17 protein-coding genes and 5 tRNA genes are annotated in these 17644 nt (G+C 35.7%); 19 read left to right on the top strand and 3 right to left on the bottom strand.

The features are described 5' to 3' along the window. Positions 1-2: 2 nt before the first annotated feature. Positions 3-170, bottom strand: coding sequence for a hypothetical protein (locus JOE44_RS13280; protein WP_209785951.1), 168 nt, complete (start codon positions 168-170; stop codon positions 3-5). A 196-nt stretch (positions 171-366) separates the two neighbouring features. On the opposite strand from JOE44_RS13280, the gene JOE44_RS13275 reads away from it, so the two are divergent. The 4 genes from JOE44_RS13275 to JOE44_RS13260 all read left to right on the top strand — a co-directional run bounded on the left by JOE44_RS13275 (position 367) and on the right by JOE44_RS13260 (position 6017). Next, positions 367-2082: a helix-turn-helix domain-containing protein gene (locus tag JOE44_RS13275; RefSeq protein ID WP_209785950.1), complete on the top strand. Its 1716-nt coding sequence runs from the start codon at positions 367-369 to the stop codon at positions 2080-2082. A 178-nt stretch (positions 2083-2260) separates the two neighbouring features. Beyond that, positions 2261-4009 (top strand): alkaline phosphatase D family protein, encoded by a 1749-nt coding sequence (locus JOE44_RS13270; protein WP_245169783.1) that lies wholly within the window; start codon positions 2261-2263, stop codon positions 4007-4009. Positions 4010-4105: 96 nt separating this feature from the next. Then, positions 4106-4801, top strand: a complete 696-nt coding sequence (locus JOE44_RS13265) for a hypothetical protein (RefSeq protein ID WP_209785948.1) — start codon at positions 4106-4108, stop codon at positions 4799-4801. A gap of 166 nt (positions 4802-4967) precedes the next feature. Continuing rightward, the gene (locus JOE44_RS13260; RefSeq protein WP_209785947.1) at positions 4968-6017 is read left to right on the top strand and encodes an MBL fold metallo-hydrolase; all 1050 of its coding nucleotides are present in this window, start codon (positions 4968-4970) and stop codon (positions 6015-6017) included. A gap of 58 nt (positions 6018-6075) precedes the next feature. On the opposite strand, the gene JOE44_RS13255 is transcribed toward JOE44_RS13260, so the two are convergent. Then, a complete protein-coding gene (locus JOE44_RS13255) occupies positions 6076-6915 on the bottom strand; it encodes a DUF4822 domain-containing protein (RefSeq protein WP_209785946.1) in 840 nt (279 codons plus the stop codon). 275 nt (positions 6916-7190) lie between these two features. Between JOE44_RS13255 and JOE44_RS13250 the strand changes: the two genes are divergently transcribed. From JOE44_RS13250 to JOE44_RS13195, 12 genes are all read left to right on the top strand, one after another. Then, entirely contained in the window at positions 7191-7904 is a 714-nt protein-coding gene (locus tag JOE44_RS13250) for a DUF434 domain-containing protein (RefSeq protein ID WP_209785945.1), read from the top strand. A 2-nt stretch (positions 7905-7906) separates the two neighbouring features. Beyond that, positions 7907-8557: a hypothetical protein gene (locus tag JOE44_RS13245; protein WP_209785944.1), complete on the top strand. Its 651-nt coding sequence runs from the start codon at positions 7907-7909 to the stop codon at positions 8555-8557. A gap of 196 nt (positions 8558-8753) precedes the next feature. Next, positions 8754-10118 carry an SDR family oxidoreductase gene (locus tag JOE44_RS13240; RefSeq protein ID WP_209785943.1) on the top strand — a complete coding sequence of 455 codons (1365 nt, stop codon included), beginning with the start codon at positions 8754-8756 and terminating at the stop codon, positions 10116-10118. Between the two features lie 10 nt (positions 10119-10128). Beyond that, a tRNA-Ser gene (locus JOE44_RS13235) sits at positions 10129-10199 on the top strand. 8 nt (positions 10200-10207) lie between these two features. Further along, positions 10208-10278: transfer RNA gene (locus JOE44_RS13230), tRNA-Gly, on the top strand. 3 nt (positions 10279-10281) lie between these two features. Beyond that, positions 10282-10355 (top strand) — tRNA-Ala (locus JOE44_RS13225). 14 nt (positions 10356-10369) lie between these two features. Then, positions 10370-10439, top strand: a tRNA-OTHER gene (locus JOE44_RS13220). Between the two features lie 108 nt (positions 10440-10547). Beyond that, complete coding sequence (locus JOE44_RS13215) at positions 10548-11057, top strand: hypothetical protein (RefSeq protein WP_209785942.1); 510 nt, start codon at positions 10548-10550, stop codon at positions 11055-11057. Then, positions 11044-12975: a hypothetical protein gene (locus JOE44_RS13210; RefSeq protein ID WP_209785941.1), complete on the top strand. Its 1932-nt coding sequence runs from the start codon at positions 11044-11046 to the stop codon at positions 12973-12975. Before JOE44_RS13215 ends, JOE44_RS13210 begins: the two co-directional genes overlap by 14 nt. Positions 12976-12979: 4 nt before the next feature. Then, positions 12980-13049 (top strand) — tRNA-OTHER (locus tag JOE44_RS13205). Positions 13050-13069: 20 nt separating this feature from the next. After that, positions 13070-13921, top strand: a complete 852-nt coding sequence (locus JOE44_RS13200) for a Sir2 family NAD-dependent protein deacetylase (RefSeq protein WP_209785940.1) — start codon at positions 13070-13072, stop codon at positions 13919-13921. Next, positions 13905-14690, top strand: a complete 786-nt coding sequence (locus tag JOE44_RS13195) for a TatD family hydrolase (RefSeq protein ID WP_209785939.1) — start codon at positions 13905-13907, stop codon at positions 14688-14690. Before JOE44_RS13200 ends, JOE44_RS13195 begins: the two co-directional genes overlap by 17 nt. Before the next feature lie 60 nt (positions 14691-14750). Here JOE44_RS13195 and deoD read toward each other — a convergent pair whose 3' ends face one another. Then, positions 14751-15461, bottom strand: a complete 711-nt coding sequence (deoD, locus tag JOE44_RS13190; RefSeq protein ID WP_209785938.1) for a purine-nucleoside phosphorylase — start codon at positions 15459-15461, stop codon at positions 14751-14753. A gap of 262 nt (positions 15462-15723) precedes the next feature. On the opposite strand from deoD, the gene JOE44_RS13185 reads away from it, so the two are divergent. The 3 genes from JOE44_RS13185 to JOE44_RS13175 all read left to right on the top strand — a co-directional run bounded on the left by JOE44_RS13185 (position 15724) and on the right by JOE44_RS13175 (position 17640). After that, positions 15724-16113, top strand: a complete 390-nt coding sequence (locus tag JOE44_RS13185) for a VOC family protein (protein ID WP_209785937.1) — start codon at positions 15724-15726, stop codon at positions 16111-16113. 302 nt (positions 16114-16415) lie between these two features. Further along, positions 16416-17072: a hypothetical protein gene (locus JOE44_RS13180; protein WP_209785936.1), complete on the top strand. Its 657-nt coding sequence runs from the start codon at positions 16416-16418 to the stop codon at positions 17070-17072. Then, complete coding sequence (locus JOE44_RS13175; protein WP_209785935.1) at positions 17059-17640, top strand: DUF4919 domain-containing protein; 582 nt, start codon at positions 17059-17061, stop codon at positions 17638-17640. Before JOE44_RS13180 ends, JOE44_RS13175 begins: the two co-directional genes overlap by 14 nt. Positions 17641-17644 lie beyond the last annotated feature (4 nt).

Below are 17644 nucleotides of genomic sequence, written 5' to 3'. Positions count from 1 at the left end.
ATTTAAGGCTTGATTGTCTGTCTAATGGGAGTATTTGGATCAATATCACCATTTTCATCAAGACCCAGTTGATAACCAAGACCTCCCTTAATTGTTCTTAAATCATTAATCCTCATAATCTGTACTTTTTTTAAAGACAATTTCTTTTGCCCTTTGTTTTCTTTTTTCATGATTGTTCTTGTTAAAAATTATTAGTTCACAAAGAAAGTAATATTTCTTTGACCTAACCAATAAAACATTTATAGATTTATAAATACACGTTTATAAAATGTGAATAAAATAATAATGATCAATAAGTTAAAATCAAAATACAGATAATGTATTTTCTTGAAAAAAAGAATATTTTTGTACAGTATAGAAAAATTAATGAAACAGATATTCCTACTTTTATTTACCTTCTTTTGTAGTCTCTTTTTTACTCAAAGCAAAATTGATAGTTTAAGATTATTGAATTATGAAGAGTTAAAAAATAAGTTTAATGTTTATGATGAATCCAATAAAAAGTTAGAAGCAAAAGCTATTTCTCGATATTATTTATCAAAAGCAAAAAAAGAAAAAAATATCCTTGAAACTGCAGAAGGCTATAACCTTATACATTTAACCGAAGATTTTCCATTGGCTTTAAAGTATGTTGATAGTATGGCCTTGATTACAAAAAATGTGAAAGGAGATATATATCCGGCCAGAACATTTATCATAAAAGGAAATTTATACTATAAATATGACAACTTAAAAGCTGCCCTTGATAATTATATTTTAGGTTTAGAATATTCTAAAAGGCAAAAAAATGTAAAGCAGATCGCTTATGCCAATATGAATATTGCCTATTTAAATAGTTATATGGGAAACAATAAAGAAGCGGCAAAAACATTTCGGTATTATTTATTAAACTCCCAAAATATAACAGATGAATATCAGCATGATCAAATGCGGGTAAGTCTTGCTTACTGCTATATTAAAATTAATAAAATTGACTCTGCCAGATTTTTCATTCAGGAAGGATTACATTCTCCCTTCGTGAAAAAGAATAAATATAATATGAATCAATATTTATATTTATCGGGTCAACTGAATCTTAAAATCAAAAATTATCAAACCGCTATTGCTGAGCTCACCAAGGCGTATAATTATTTTTCAAGCATTAATGATAACAATCAAAACTTTGTCTTATATAGCCTGGGAAAATGTTATGAAGAATTACATAATAAACAAGAGACGATAAAATATTTTACCCAAATAGATGCTCACGTAAAAGAAACAGAGGTTACTTTTCCAGAATTAGGAGATGTATATAATTTTCTAATAGATTATTATAGGGAAATTGGTGATAAAGAAAAACAGCTCTATTATATTGACCGTTTTCTAAAAGTTGACAAAAAGCTTGATGATCAGTTTCGGTACTTATCAACAGAACTACACAAAAAGTATGATACTCCCAATCTTCTACAAGAAAAAGAAGATATAATAAACGAATTAAAAAATAAGAAGACATTTTTATATGCTTCTGTTAGTATTTTAATATTAATACTATTGATGTTTATATATTTTTATTACAAAACGAATAAAGCTGAGAAAAGACATCGAAAAATTGCTCAGGATCTGATTCATTTGATTGAAAAAAGAAACCTTGAAACCATTGAAAATAAAAATGATCAACAGATAAAGACTGATGAACCGGTAAAAGTAGAAAGCGAAAGTAAAACGATTAAAACTGTTCCTGAAGATGTAGCGCAATCTATCTTAAAGGACCTGGACACTTTCGAAAACAAGCGTCACTTTTTAAAAAATGGTATTACATTAACAAGTCTTGCAAAAAATATAAAAACCAATACTGCGTATCTGTCGGAAATTATTAATACCCACAAGGATAAAAATTTCACAACTTATCTTAATGATTTACGGATTGATTATGTTTTAGATCAACTTGTAAAAGATAAAAAATTTCGTTCTTATAAATTACCGGTTATTGCAGAAGAAATTGGCTATAATAATGTACAGGCATTTTCTATTGCATTTAAGAAAAGAACGGGAACTACCCCTTCTATCTATATTAAAGAGATTGAAAAATCAATTTCGAGTTAAAACAATTGAAAATCAATTATACAAATTTCCGTTCCTATTTTCTTTAAAAGAGACATTTTATACCACTAAACTTCCTATGCACAACATTAAACATTTGTTTAAAAAACCATAAAAGATATTTAAAACTCAGTTAACAGCCTTCTTCCTGAGATACCGTTGCTTTGCAAAAAAAGTAATGATGGAAAACAACAACCAATTCAACAGAAGAAGATTTCTTAAAAATTCATTATTGGCTGCCGGAGGAATTTTTATTGCTCCTTTAATTGAAAGCTGCAGCGATGATTTTACCGAAAATGGGAATGCTCCCGATGATCTTAAAAACGGAGGTTTTGAATCCGGTGTAGCGAGTTTTGATCCCAGTGCTACAGGAATCATCATCTGGACCCGATATTCCAAAGGAACTGATGCAGAGATTACATGGGAAATAAGTAAAAACAGCAACTTTTCAGAAGTAGTAAGAAGAGGGCAGACCAATGCTACGGGAGTGAATGACTTTACAATAGCGGTGGATGTACAAAATATTTCTTCCAATACAAAATATTATTACAGATTCTATAATACCAAAACCAAAGAAGTGAGTGTAACAGGGGAAACTCTTACTTTACCTTCAAAATCAGATGCCGTAAGTGAAGTGAAGATGGCAGTAGTGTCTTGTTCTAATTTTCCTGCAGGGCTTTTTAATGTATATGGAGCGATTGCAAAATCGGAAGCTGATGTAGTGGTACATCTTGGGGATTATATCTATGAATACGCACCGGGACAATATGGTACGAATCCTTACACCAACCCATTAGGAAGAGCCCATCAGCCAGCAAAAGAAATTCTTAACCTCAGCGATTACAGAGAACGATACAGACAGTACAGAGGCGATAAAAATCTTCAGCTTCTTCACCAGAAAAAGCCATTCATCTGTGTTTGGGATGACCATGAATTTGCCAATGACACCTATAAATCAGGAGCAGAAAACCATCAGCCTAATGAAGGAGATTTTCAGGCAAGAAAAATGGCCGCTTTCCAGGCATACAGTGAATATATTCCTCTTAAAACAGGGAAGGACATGAGAATTTACAGAAGTTTCAACTTCGGAAATATCGTTTCCCTTTACATGATGGATACGAGAGTGATTGCAAGAGACAAACAGATGGAATATTCGGATTATCTTGATAACACGGGAAATTTTAATCAGCTACAGTTTAAAACCGATTTCTTAAGCACCAGCAGAAAACTGATCGGAAATGAGCAGATGTCATGGCTGAGCTCGCAGATCAATGGTGATACGGCAAAGTGGAAAGTGCTTGGACAGCAGATTTTAATGACTAAAATGATGGTTCCAGCTGAATTATTGATGCTTTTGAATCAGATTTTAGCAGAAATAAAACAACATGGAAGCGCACAGCCGGCTACGATGCAGGCACTTCAGAATACCATCACACAACTGATTATTCTTAAAACAAGATACAAACAGCAGGATCCTACATTAACTGCACAGGAAATTGCCAGAATTACAACAACTCTGCCTTATAATTTAGATGCATGGGACGGATATTTCATGGAAAGAGAACAGCTTTATTCTCTTCTCGCGGGAAAAAATGTAGTGGTACTGGCTGGAGATACCCACAATGCATGGTTAGGAAAGCTGACCGATGCTCAGGGTAAATTCATCGGAACAGAATTAGCCTGCAGTTCCGTTTCTTCTCCTGGTCTTGAAGGATATCTGGGAATCAGCTCAGATCCTACAAAAGCAATAGAACTGGCTCAGGCATTTTCATTGCTGATTGATGATCTGGAATATGCCAATCTCTACAAAAGAGGATATCTGCATGTGAAATTTACTGCTGGCAGTTCTGTGGCAGAATGGAGATTTGTAGACAATGTGATCTCCGATACTTACAATACGACAACGGAAAAAACCTATACAATTTCATAGTTTCAATAAACATATTTATTTTCAATTAAGTAAAAAGAGTCATGGTGTGCCACTGTGGCTCTTTTATGTTATTCCCTTTTTTCGTATCTTGAACAGATGCAAGAGGATATAAGAAAAGATTTTTTACCATTAGTTTCTAAAACATGGTGGTTCATGACCTGGCTGACCAGGATTTCTGGGATGCTTTTATTGTTGGCCGCCTTTCTGTTGATATTGGGATTGCCTGTTGTGATTAGCGATAAAGTGGTACTATTTGTTGTCATAGCAATACTATATTATCCGGCTCTTGCATTCGGTTTATATCGTTTCTTTCTTCATCAGAAGAAAATCAGAAAAAGAGTGGTTAGAAAGATAAGGGTTGATGATCAGGGAATTCATTATAAAAGAGCAGATGGAACAACAGATCATGTCCTTTATCAGAACCTGAAAAAATATTGTTTTTCAGATGAATATGATGTAAGCATTACCCCAAGAAACAAAATCTATGTATTGTGGGTAAATGATGGTGGCTCAGTAGCAGAAGTTGATTTTGATGGAATAGAAGCAGGCTACAGTTCTTATATTGGAAATTTAAAAGCCTTACGAAGAAGATATATTCAGGGAATTGTGTACTTCAGACCGGACTTGCACATTGATCCCTTAGTTTATGACGTCTACTATATCAATCCTGTTGATTTTACATTTGATAAAAAAAAGTATTGGACAGCATTTGCGCAGACTTTTGCAATATTGATCGTATGCTGTACAGTATTAGGAATTATTATCTTGGGACTGGTTAAATGGCTTTTTTAAGAATAGACCTCATCAGATGATGGAGGATTAAAATTTCCACCTCCCTTCAATTTTATTTTCCCATCTCAAAATCTTATGCTTATATTTATTTTATATTAAGGTTTGGCCAGCCAATAAGATAGAGAGTATTTCTTTAGAAACTAATGCTGGATTTAAAATTAAGTGAATGAAGAATTTGAAAAAACAGCTCGGACAGTTTCCCGATGAAAAAAGAAAAGAATATTTCAATACACTTCCCAATTATCTCAACGGAAGATTTCAGAATATATTGACAACACCTGCATTATTAGAAGGCGAAAGTATGACCAAACTGCTTCTGCAAAGCCTTTGCAAGGTAGAAAATACATCACCAAAGAAAGCTCTTCCTTTTGTAGTAACTGATCTCAACAATCTTCAGCCTGATGAAAATGTACTGGTGTGGTTTGGGCATAGTTCCTATTTCATTCAGGTGGATGGAAAGAAATTTCTGATAGATCCTGTTTTCAGTGGAAATGCTTCCCCCATGCCAGGTTCTATAAAGGCTTTTCAGGGAGCCGATTATTATAAACCGGAACATATGCCGGATATAGACTTCCTGCTTATTTCACATGACCATTGGGACCATCTGGATTATAAAACTGTTCAGGAATTAAAAGATAAAGTTGGTAAAGTTATTTGCGGCTTGGGAACCGGGCAGCACTTTGAATATTGGGGCTGGAATTTTGACAGAATCATCGAAAAAAACTGGTGGGAAAGTATAGACATTGCAGAAGGTTTCAGAGTTACCCTCACTCCGGCAAGACATTTTTCCGGAAGATTACTGAACCGTAATATTTCACTATGGACTTCTTTTGTTTTAAAAACTCCAACGAAAAATCTGTTTTTGGGTGGTGACAGCGGTTATGGAAATCACTTTACACAAATTGGAGAACAATATGGACCATTTGATTTAGCCATCTTGGAAACCGGGCAATACAATGAAAAATGGCCTTACATTCATACTTTGCCGGATCAGTTGATGACAGAAATAAAAGAACTGAAAGCCAAAAACTTTATTCCGGTACACAACTCCAAATTCAAGCTGGCGCAGCATACCTGGTATGAACCTTTGGAGCTTGCTTCGAAACATGCAGAAGAAAGTAATATTCCAATAACACTTCCTGTGATCGGAGAAAAAGTAAACCTAGATCAGCTGGGAACAATCACCTGGAAAAAGTGGTGGGAAGAATATATTTAAAATTAAAAAACCTGCTCATCACTGAGCAGGTTTTTCCTTCTTATCAAAAAAATAATCACTACAAAGGCTCCTTATGGTTTACCTTAGTATGTATAATATCGTAAAATACTGCTGGGTTAGCTGCATCAGGGGTAATTCTATAAGTAAACGTGGTTTCGTTCAGAACCAGAATATCCACAACACGCGTAAAAGTAGGAGTGGTAAGGGTTCTTTTTTTCCCATCTGGAGAAATAGACCAGGTTCCTTCAGATCTCAACACATCATTCAATCCAAAAATTTTAAAAGTTCCGTTAGCTTTGAAATAAGAATAGCCTACAAATCCGGATACACTGGCATCAGTTAACGCTACACTATTACCACTTTTATCTTTCGCACCTGTTGTTTCCCAGGGAGTGGAAGCCAGAGTAAGCTGTCCGTTGGTGGGTTCTGCATGAGCAGTTTTCGTATGGATGATATCATAATAAACAGACGGATCGCTGGAGTTGGGACGAATTCTGTAGGTAAATTCATTTTTATTTAAAACAAGAATTTCAACATCACGGGTGAAAATAGTAGTTCCATCCGGATTCAATGCTGCAATAGTTCTGGTTTTTCCCTGTGCGTCTACAGACCATGTTCCCATAGATCTCAGCACATCCGTAAGATTGTAAATGGCAAACTTCCCATCTGCTTTGAAATAAGCAAAACCTACATATCCGGCAACACTGGCATCAGTAAGGGCTACACTATTTCCGTTTTTATCTTTAGCTCCTGTCGTTTCCCATGGAGTAGAAGACAATGTCTGTGAGGGAGTCTGCTGTTCAATAATAATTTCATCGTCATCATTTGAACATGAAACGAAAGATGCTGACAACAAAACAGCTGCAGACAAATAACATAATTTTTTCAGGGTATTCATAAGGGTATTTTTTAAGTCTTTGCAAACTTATTCCTAATAAATATCAATACATTGTATAAAACATCTCTTTTGTTGTAGAAAACATAACAGATTCCGATTCAGAATGAGAAAAATGATATTGTAAACAAATGCTGCTAAAAGTGGTACTTAATTCCCCTCCTCTGGAGGGGTAGCAAAAATTCAAAGAATTTGTGACGGGGTGGTTATGGTTGCTGACTTTCACCAATAAAATAAATTTTCTGCCATAAAATTCACCAAAAATTCTATTTTTGAGTATGAATAACAGAAACCGCGGAAAAAATACTGGTGATGATACCCTTTTCGGCTCGGAGAAACAGATCAATAAGCTGAAACTGGCTGTTGAAGATATGAAGTATCTGCTAACCAGAGAGTACCCGGAAAAAGCGGCTTCTGATCTTGTGGGTAACAGATATAGATTGAAAACCCGCCAGATACAGGCTCTGCGTGGAGCATCCGCATCTGCTGTACAGCTTCACAACAGAGAATTGAAACACTTAGAAGCATCTGATTTAAATGGAAAAACAATTTATCTTGATGGTTTTAATGTTCTGATCTTGCTGGAAAGTCTGCTTTCGGAAGCCTATATTTTTGAAGGTTTGGATGGCTGTATCCGTGATCTTTCCGGAGTTCATGGCACCTATAAAAGAGTTAATCAAACCTTGAAAGCAATGGAATTGGTGGCTGCTTTTCATCAAAAAAACCAGATTCAGAAATTGATATGGATCTTTGATAAACCGGTTTCCAACAGCGGAAGAATCAAACAGAGTATTCTTGAATTTGCGGAGCAGCACCAGCTCAATTGGGAAGCGGACCTGCAATACAATCCCGATAAATTTTTGGCGGAGAGTTCGGAACTCATCATTTCCTCAGATGCCTGGATTCTGGATCACTGTAAAGAATGGTTTAATTTGATTGGATATTTGATTACAGAAGAAAATATTTCTGTTAACCTCATCAAAACGAAATAAGTATGAATCTGTTTGAACCTTATATTTCCCTATTTTCCGAAGCCTGGAAAGATCAATATCAATCTGTTTTAGTAAAAGAACATCTGGAAAACCTGGAAAAAAATATATATAGATTTAAGGAAAATGCCTTGGAATGGAACTTCCCTTATTTTAACGAAGAAATAAAGATCAACAGACAGGAAAGCTTTGAACAATTTATTACCATTCTTGAAAGTAACCATTCCGATGAGGTGAAAGCAAAACTTCTGGAAGCCATTCCGTTTGAACATTGGCTGAATATCTTAGGTCAAAGATTAACCTCTGCAAGTATTCGTGATGAAAATGGAATTCCTCCGTTGAAATCAATCTTGATCAATGCCTGTAAGGAGCCATTTAATAATGAAATTACTATTGCACAGAGAGCCTGGGAGAAGCACATCGGGAGAATGGATGACGATTTCTGGGGTGAGATCAAAGGAAATAATCAGCAGAAACAGGAGAAAGTAATGGCTAAAATCCATAATATTCTTGATCATAAAACCTGGTGGAATGTTTTCTTCCACTACAAACACGAACTGGTTTTTGAAGTCCGGGAAAAAGAAGGCCACGGTATCCGATGGAGCCATGGAGGAACAAAATTGATCGGCTTTCTCGAAAAATTTATCAATGAATAAATAAAGCATAAACATCTGTGTCATCTGTGAAATCTGTGGGAAAATACATAAGCCTGCAAATTAGACAGATTAATCAGATTTTTTAATCTTAAAACTATTTTCTCTTTTCTTTTTTTCGTCTTTTTTCACCTTCTTTTTAACTGCGTAAAAACATTGCGCACTATGCTTCTAGTTTTGCAGATATAAAACAGAAGCTATGAATCAATCAGAACAAAAATTTTCAACCGAAGAATGGGAAACATGTCTTAAGGTTTTGAATGCCCTGAAAGAAGACCCTTTCCTGAACCCTGATAATAAAATATTTTCAGGCCTGATTACGAAGATTCATAAGAATGCCAAAAAACAAAGCCGTCATGAAAATTATTCTGAAATGAAGTCTCATGATCTGGTGGTAAATTCCAATGCGGTATTGATGCAGAAAGCATTGGCCGGTGTCTCTGCTTTTTATGATGATGAAAAAGAAGAAGTAAAACTTACAAAACTTCAGATTCCCAAAAACTGCTACTGCTGTAATCAAAGTTATCAGTATGCCCATTCTTTCTATTCCAGATTATGTTCTGTATGTGCCGGAGAAAATTATGAAAAACGTTTTGAAACGGTAAATCTTACAGGAAGAAATGTAATCCTGACAGGAGGAAGAGTGAAAGTAGGTTTTGCTACTGCATTGAAGGTGTTGAGAAACGGGGCCAATTTGGTTTTGACAACCCGTTTTCCGGCACTGGCGATGGAGCTTATGCAGCAGGAGGCAGATTATGAAAACTGGAAAGATAGACTTTGGATATATGGTTTGGATCTTAGAAATCTGAAGGCGATTCAGGATTTTATAGACTTTTATAAATTGAATTTTGATACGCTGGATATTCTGATCAATAATGCTGCACAGACCATAAAATATCCTGATGCATATTATCTTCCGATTATAAAACGTGAAAAAGAAAAACTGGTAGAATTTAAAGATGTCCATACTCTGATCCCGAATCAGACGGAAATCTCAAATGAAACAGCAAAACTAGAATATGCTCATCATGAAGAAACGCAGGTGGCCCTTACCCGTTTTGGACAGCCGGTAGATGATAGAGAAAAAACAAGCTGGAATTCTACACTGGAAGAAGTTTCTATGTATGAACTGGTAGAGGTGAACCTCATCAATCATATTGCCCCTTATTTCCTGATCAAAGAATTGAAACCATTGATGAAAAACTCAGCGTTTAAAGAAAAATTTATCATCAATGTCACTTCATCAGAAGGAATTTTCAGTTATGAAAATAAAACGGTTTTTCATCCACATACCAATATGACAAAAGCAGCTCTGAATATGATGACTCTGACGTCTGCAAGAGAATTTGAAAATGACCAGATTTATATGAGTGCCGTAGATGTAGGATGGATTTCTACAGGAGCCAAGGAAAGCCTTAGAAAGAAGCAGTTTGAGATGGGATACATTCCGCCACTGGATTCTGTGGATGGAGCGGCCAGAATTCTGCACCCTGTTATAGAAGGTATAAAAGGAAATTATTTCAGCGGAGTTTTGTTGAAAAATTATAAAGTTCACACCTGGTAAAATCCAAACGGAGATAATAGTATTAAATGGAAAAATACATTTTGCTAAAATGAGTTGCAGGTTCGATTCCTGCTTATCTCCCAATCATAGAAACGGTAGCTCAACGGAAGAGCGCTGGCCTGCCACGCCAGAGGTTGCGGGTTCGATTCCTGTCCGTTCACAGGAGTACATAGTTCAAAAGGAAAGGAATACGTCCTCAGCACGGACGAGCTGCAGGTTCAAATCCTGCTGTACTTCCAATATAAACAATGGAGATAATAGTTTAACGGAAAAACGATTCCCTGCCCGGAATCGATGCATGTTCGAATCGTGCTTATCTCCCTAATTAGGAAGTCAGAGCAGTAGCTTAATCAGGAAAAGCATATCCATGGAGGATAGGTTACCGGTTCGATCCCGATCTCTTTGGCTTTCATTTTAAAATATAATACCATGCTTAAAAAATTATTGATTTATCTGAACATTATTGATGAAGTTCAAGTTCCGGTACCTATGCAATGGAAAGAAAGAACCCCAATGGAAAAAGCGTTGGAACTTTCCAGTAATGAAATGCTAAAAGAAAGACAAAGAATTTTACAGGAGCAAAAAAGAGAAGCCTCAGAAAGCTTAGTGAGAGAAAAGAAAGTGACAGAACCTATTCTTACCCTGAGAGAAAGAAAAACAAATCGAAGCTATCGTAATAAAATTAAAAATCTTGCAGAACATGCAAAGGATTACAAAGAATACTGTCTTGAGAAAACGAGCAACCAGCATATGTTGAAAACAGAAGAATATCATATCTATGCTAAAGCCGGAACTACAGAAGCATTCCAGATTTCTGAAGATGCCTTTATAACCCATAATGAGCATAAGATGCTCCGTATAGAGAGCGATTACTTTGTAAAATATATCCAGCAGGAATATAACCCGATAACTCAAATGATAGAAAATGCATACGACTGATACCCTAAAAAAATATAAAATATTCTCCAAAGAAGACTGGGCGAATATTGTTTTTGATGACCATGCTCTGATAGAAGTGTATGCTAAAAACATCACCTTTCATTGTACAGAAATACAAGGAAGCTTGCTTTTGCGTGGCGAAGGATGCCGTTTTCCGGAGCTGAAACGTATCACAGGAAACCTCTCTATTGACGCCAAAAATTGTGAATTGCCAAAACTGGAAACAATAGAACGTCATTTTACCATGCATTGTCATACCGTGATGAACGACCTTAAACAAGTCAGAGGAAATTTTAAGTGTATTGTTGATACTACTTTTAAAAACCTGGAAACTATCGGAGGATGTATTTCTGTAAAGAATGCTACGGTAAATACAAGGAATGGAAAGTTGCTGAAAACAAGAGATGTTATTCCTGTTCAGTATCAGTTTCAGGCGGATTTGCTTCTGAAAGATGGTATTTTTGATATCAATATCCTTGGAGATAATATTATAATTCCTCATCAGGAAATCCGTGGCAAAATTACGATTGTGGGGCGAAATGTTTCATTCCCGAATCTGTCATTTGTGCATGGTACGCTTAGAATAAGAAGTGAATATCATATTGGGCATAAATTTACCCATCATTTTCCTGTGCTGAAGAAGTTGATCGGTAACCTGAAATTTGAAAATACCGGTGTTTCATTTCCGGTGCTTCAGGAAACAAGCGGAAGTATTCATATGGAAAATGGTTCTTATGTCACTTTTCCGGCGCTTGAGAAATCAGGTAATATAATGCTCAATGGAGGAAGCAGAGGATCATTTCCGGTTCTGACTGATATTAATGGAAATTTCATGTATAATGGTTCTGAAAAGTGCAATTTGAATGCTCTTCAATATGTGAAAGGCGTTTTCAATACCTATAATACGGTTGCTCCCAACATTGCTGAAGTAGGAGATCTGATTATCCATGAAACCGATAGTTTTGAACACCTTCAAAAAGTTAACGGGAAAATTCAGTTTTTGTATAATGTGAACCCTACAACAGATTTTAAATCGTTGGAGTATCTTGGAGAATGGGGAGATTCCAGGATGAAGGACCTGAAGTTTCCAGCATTGGAATGTATCAACAATTATTTGTACGGTACCTATGATGGCTTTGAACATATTGCAAAGAATATTTATTTTAAAATAAATAACAACCTGCATATTACGAAAGATGATTTCATGATCTCACGGACATCTTTCCCTTATATTTTCCAGGAAAAGCGTTATCCTTTGAGAAAACTGGTTGCGATCTTAAAATTAAGACACAGCAGCTTTCAGAATTTTGAAACCCGTGAATATGAAAGACAATGGGAGTCTTTTGCTACTCCGTTTTTCACACAGGTTTTAGATAAAATTGAAAGTCTCTGGACGGAAGTGGAGCCCATGAAATATGAAGAATTCTTTAAATCAGAAGATCGGAATTTTAAACTGTTCTGCTTCAGTTATTATGGCGTAGGAAATCTGATGGAAAAACTTGAAGCCAAAAAGATCAATGAAAAAGAAATTGAAATTGCCTACCAGGAGTATGATGAAAACGGAAATGAAAAACTAACCCAAAAAGTTAACCGTTATGAAGTGCATGAAGTTGAAAACCGTAAATTGGGAGTATTCATCTGGGGAAGCCGGGCAGAATATTCTTATGCAGTGAAATGTTGGTGTCCGTCTACGGAAAAAGAACACTGGCTGTGGATAGAGGAGGGATATAAAGGTGATGCCTTGACAGCCATTGCATCTACCTTCAGAATACACAGTAATCTGATTCCTTATATAAAATGCTTGAAGAGACAGGGAGATTTGCTCATCTGTGAATTGAAAGAAAAAGTAACTCCTATTGGAGAAATACGACCTCTTACAGCTTCAGAATACTTTAATCTTCTGAGAGCCGAAACATAAACAAGAAACAGTAGTTTAACTGGAAAAATATTCCACTCAAAGGAAGGTCATCGGTTCGAACCCGGTCTGTTTCTATTTTTTTTAACTAAAAATTATGGAAGAATTACAATCAATTTTACATACCATTATCAAAGAAAAAAAAGGATATATTACATTTCTTACCGGAGCGGGAATCTCTGCAGAAAGCGGTCTTCCAACATATCGCTCCATTGATGGAATCTGGATCAAAGGTACTAAGTACCATCGTCCGGAAGAATTTGGAACATTAAAATATTTCAGACAAGAAACAGAAGAAGTCTGGCAGTACAATCTTTTCTGGAAGAAACTTATTGAAGAAGCACAACCGAACGAAGGACACTTTGCACTGACAGAAATAGAAAACCTTCTGGGAGAGAGATGTAAGCTGATCACTCAGAATGTAGATGGCCTTCACCAAAGAGCTGGTACACAGAAAGTTTATGAAATCCATGGAAATAAACAGAAAGTACGTTGTTCAAAAGAATGCAGCGAACCTATTGACTTTCCTGAAAATGTGAAGCAGAAAGAATATACTGAAGATCTTACACCAGAAGATATTGAAGGTTTGAAATGTAAAAAATGTGGAAGCTGGCTAAGACCTCATACATTATGGTTTGATGAGTCTTATAACGAAAAATACTACTATTTTGATACCGCCTATGATATTGCTGATCACACAGATATTTTATTTGTCATCGGAACTTCAGGATCTACGGCACTCCCTGTCAATATTGTAGAAACAGTAAAAATAAGAGCCAAATGGATTGTGCTTATCAACCCTGAAAGTGATACTTATTTCGATTATATTCTGAAGGGAAGCAAAACACTCTATTCAATCCGGGAAAGCAGCACATTGGCATTACCACAATTAAAGACAATGATTAAAGAAATAATAAAAAATTTAAAAACAAATGAACACATACATTGATATTGGCATTAATCTGACCAATAAACAGTTCTATAATGAACACGAAGAAATTATCAACCGCGCTTTGGATCAGGGGGTAGAACATATGATTCTCACTGGAACCAGCGTAAGAGGTAGCAAAGAATCTGCAGAAATTGCAGAAGAATATCCGGAAATTCTATTTTCAACAGCTGGAATTCATCCTCATGATGCCAAATCATTTAACGATGAAAGTATCAATGAACTCAGGAAATTATTGAAACAAGATCATGTGATTTCAGTAGGTGAGTGCGGACTGGATTTTGACCGGGATTTCTCTCCGAGACCCATTCAGGAAAGATGTTACAAAGCTCAGCTGGAGCTTGCAATAGAAGTTGATAAACCGCTTTTTCTTCATGAAAGATCTGCATTTAAAAGGTTTAATGAGATCACAGACGAATATCTTTCCCAATTACCCGAAGCCGTAGTACATTGCTTTACCGGAACATTGAACGAAGCAAAAACATATCTGGATAAAGGATTTTATTTAGGATTCACAGGCGCAATCAGTGATGAAAAAAGATTTAAACACCTGGAAGATGTTATAAGATATATTCCTCTCAACAGGATGATGATTGAGACAGATGCTCCTTTTATGCTTCCGAAAAATATGCCCAGAATGCAGAACAGACGGAATGAACCATCCTTTTTACCTTACGTAGCCCAAACGGTTGCCCATCTGAAGAGGATCAGCATTTCTGAGGTGGCGGATGAGACTACAGAAACCGCCAGAAATTTTTTCAAACTATAAAAAAGAGCTCTACTGATAAAGTAAAGCTCTTTTTTTATAGCGAATTTGCTTTTTCGGTTCTTATAAACTCTTGATTGCCGATTCCAAAGCCAGCTCCATCATTGGATTCAATGCTTTTTCTCTTTCGTCAGCAGAAATTTTCTCATGGGTTGGGATAATATCCGTTACCGTAAGAATAGTCGCAGCATTTTTTCCTAAATGTTGAGCATTGGCGAATAAACCGAAAGCTTCCATTTCTACTGCAGGACAGTTGTATTTTGTAGCAATTTCCGGAGTTGCAGGATCTTTTCTGTAGAAAATATCACTACTGTGGATATTGATGGCTTTAGCATTTAATGATAATTCTTTAGCCGTTTCATTGATGGTCGTAAAGATATTCCCCTGGTGAGAAAGGATTTCATCTTCAATTCCCCATGCATATTTGGCATAAGTACTTTCGCTGGCTGCTTTATCAATATTTAAAATATCAAAAAGTTTAAGATCTGTGTTGTAAGCACCACAAGTCCCGATTCTGATGATCGTATCTACTTCGTACTCTGTAAACAATTCAAAAGAATAAATTCCGATACTTGGGAATCCCATTCCACTTGCTCCTACAGTGATTTCTTTACCCTTATAAAGACCTGTATAATAAAAAATTCCTCTGGTTTTGCTTACCAGTTTAGCATTTTCTAAATAATTTTCAGCAATATACTGTGCACGAAGCGGATCCCCCGGCTGCAATACTACTTTAGCAATTTCTCCTTTTTTTGCACTGATGTGAATACTCATAATGTTATTTTGAATGGAGCAAAGATAATAACTTTTAGATTGTCTCCGTGATTGCGATAATGGAAACAATGAAGGCTTCTCATATCAATAGAATACATAAGATGTTATCAATAAATGCTTTAAATAGGATTTGAGATAAAGTCTTTTGTATAATCCAAAACATAACCTGGCAAATACAGAACTATAAAAGAATAATTAGGAGCAGGTATTGTAGAAACAGGGCGGTTACATTTGCAGGAATTAAATAATTAAAATTTTAAAAATGAAAATAGAGCATATTGCCATTTGGGTGAAAGACCTCGAAAGATCAAGAGCGTTCTATCAGAAGTATTTTGGAGCGGTTTCCAATGAAAAATACCATAATCCTGTTAAAAATTTTCAATCCTACTTTTTAAGTTTTGAGAATGGCTGCCGTCTTGAAATCATGACCAGACCGGATATTAAAGAAAGTGAAAACTCTTACAAATCCCAGCAGTATGGAATCATTCATCTAGCATTTTCCGTAGCCAGTGAACAAAAAGTGGATGAGCTTACAGAAATATTGAGAAATGATGGATACCAAATTGCAGGAGAGCCACGTACCACGGGAGACGGCTATTATGAAAGTGTAATCCTTGATCCGGAAAATAATATCATTGAAATCGTAGCCTAAACCGTCATTGCGAGGAGCTTTAGCGACGAAGCAATCTTCTCAGAATAATTGAAAGGGTTGGAAAACGCGAAGGCGCAAGAAAATCAAAGATTTTTAGCAAAGATACTTCTTAGTGATTTACTTTATTAGAATGATAGTTCACTATATTAAATTTTATCGAAGATAAAATCTTTGCGACTTATTACATTACATATATTAAATTTTGCGCCTTTGCGTTTTCCAACACTTTAATTCCACATTTAACATGAATCTTCTTCACAAAAATTTTATTCTCAACGAAATAATTTTATTTTTGTTAGATCATGGAAACCAAGTCACCGTTTTTAGACACGATCTTTTTGCTTCGTAAGGAAGAATGTATTACTCTTTTTTCAAGCTTACAGAAAATTTCCCCTCAGGAAGAGGCGGATGCAGGAGATTATTTTGAAACAGAATTCGAAAAAGAAAGACTTGAGTTTCTATCCGATCAACTGACTTATAACAAAGATGCTGCCGTATGGGCTGCAAAAGTGCTCTATCACAGTGCACAGCTTTATCTCATCAGAGAAAATACAGAAAAAAATATTGGAAATCTTATTCCTGGATTTAAAGGAACCCGGGATACTTCTTCTATTTTATCCGCAGACTTATCATTAAGGTTTTTACCGCCGGTGATTGTTGCTTTAAACTCTGTAGATCCTGAAGACCCTTTAATTGCCATGCTGGAAGATATTCTGACCCAGTTTCACTATTCCGGAATAGGATATGATCTTAACCTGAAGAATGTTAACTGGAAGGAAGAATTAAAAGACAGTACCTACCGGAAGTTATATCTGGAAAGAATTGTTGAAAAAAAAGATTATAAACTGGCAGAAATTCCGTTCATTAATAAACTACTAATAGCCGAATTCGGAATGCACAAAGATGCCTTCTGGCGAGAACTAAAAACTATAACCGAAGACTACAATGAAAACCTATGAGAAAGTATTTGAATTTTTAACCGATCCAACCAAAGAAACTTTCCTGAAATGCCGTGAAATGGTACTCAGTGATCCGGAATACGATCCCTATTCGGAAGATATTGAAAACATGCAGGATTTACTGAATGAAGGGAAATTTGAAGAAGTTGTACAATATACCAATGTCAATATTCTGCTGAGCCCAAGGGCACATATTTATAAGTATTTTGCTTACAAAGAATTGGGTGATGAAAAAGGCAGGCATATTGAAATGACAATAGCACAGCTTATTTTTGAATGCCTTGAAAAAACAGGTGACGGAACCAAAGATTCTCCCTATATTATCACAAGAATTTCCGATGAAAGAGATCTGATCAGGCAGCATTTTAATAAACACGATGTTTCACAAAGCCTGATCAAGGAGGGAAATAAGATGATGGATGTCCTTACACTGGATGATGGAACGCAGCTATACTTCGATATTAAAGATCCTTACCAGAGACTGGCTTTTTCATTCAGCAAAAGAAATGAAGAGGTAGAAAATAAAGAAGAACAGAAATCCGAGAAGAAAAAGTGGTGGAAATTTTAATTTT

The sequence above is a fragment of the Chryseobacterium sp. PvR013 genome, from assembly GCF_017833095.1.
GTDB classification, from domain to species: domain Bacteria; phylum Bacteroidota; class Bacteroidia; order Flavobacteriales; family Weeksellaceae; genus Chryseobacterium; species Chryseobacterium culicis_A.
This window is presented reverse-complemented; position numbering and strand designations above follow the sequence as displayed.

What these genes read in the sequence shown, in the direction of transcription:
- JOE44_RS13270 (WP_245169783.1), top strand. Translation starts at nt 2,261, where the DNA reads ATGGAAAACAACAACCAATTCAACAGAAGAAGATTTCTTAAAAATTCA.
- JOE44_RS13260 (WP_209785947.1), top strand. Translation starts at nt 4,968, where the DNA reads ATGAAGAATTTGAAAAAACAGCTCGGACAGTTTCCCGATGAAAAAAGA.
- deoD (WP_209785938.1), bottom strand. Translation starts at nt 15,461, where the DNA reads ATGAGTATTCACATCAGTGCAAAAAAAGGAGAAATTGCTAAAGTAGTA.
- JOE44_RS13265 (WP_209785948.1), top strand. Translation starts at nt 4,106, where the DNA reads ATGCAAGAGGATATAAGAAAAGATTTTTTACCATTAGTTTCTAAAACA.
- JOE44_RS13175 (WP_209785935.1), top strand. Translation starts at nt 17,059, where the DNA reads ATGAAAACCTATGAGAAAGTATTTGAATTTTTAACCGATCCAACCAAA.
- JOE44_RS13200 (WP_209785940.1), top strand. Translation starts at nt 13,070, where the DNA reads ATGGAAGAATTACAATCAATTTTACATACCATTATCAAAGAAAAAAAA.
- JOE44_RS13245 (WP_209785944.1), top strand. Translation starts at nt 7,907, where the DNA reads ATGAATCTGTTTGAACCTTATATTTCCCTATTTTCCGAAGCCTGGAAA.
- JOE44_RS13210 (WP_209785941.1), top strand. Translation starts at nt 11,044, where the DNA reads ATGCATACGACTGATACCCTAAAAAAATATAAAATATTCTCCAAAGAA.
- JOE44_RS13185 (WP_209785937.1), top strand. Translation starts at nt 15,724, where the DNA reads ATGAAAATAGAGCATATTGCCATTTGGGTGAAAGACCTCGAAAGATCA.
- JOE44_RS13180 (WP_209785936.1), top strand. Translation starts at nt 16,416, where the DNA reads ATGGAAACCAAGTCACCGTTTTTAGACACGATCTTTTTGCTTCGTAAG.
- JOE44_RS13255 (WP_209785946.1), bottom strand. Translation starts at nt 6,915, where the DNA reads ATGAATACCCTGAAAAAATTATGTTATTTGTCTGCAGCTGTTTTGTTG.
- JOE44_RS13250 (WP_209785945.1), top strand. Translation starts at nt 7,191, where the DNA reads ATGAATAACAGAAACCGCGGAAAAAATACTGGTGATGATACCCTTTTC.
- JOE44_RS13195 (WP_209785939.1), top strand. Translation starts at nt 13,905, where the DNA reads ATGAACACATACATTGATATTGGCATTAATCTGACCAATAAACAGTTC.
- JOE44_RS13240 (WP_209785943.1), top strand. Translation starts at nt 8,754, where the DNA reads ATGAATCAATCAGAACAAAAATTTTCAACCGAAGAATGGGAAACATGT.
- JOE44_RS13275 (WP_209785950.1), top strand. Translation starts at nt 367, where the DNA reads ATGAAACAGATATTCCTACTTTTATTTACCTTCTTTTGTAGTCTCTTT.
- JOE44_RS13215 (WP_209785942.1), top strand. Translation starts at nt 10,548, where the DNA reads ATGCTTAAAAAATTATTGATTTATCTGAACATTATTGATGAAGTTCAA.
- JOE44_RS13280 (WP_209785951.1), bottom strand. Translation starts at nt 170, where the DNA reads ATGAAAAAAGAAAACAAAGGGCAAAAGAAATTGTCTTTAAAAAAAGTA.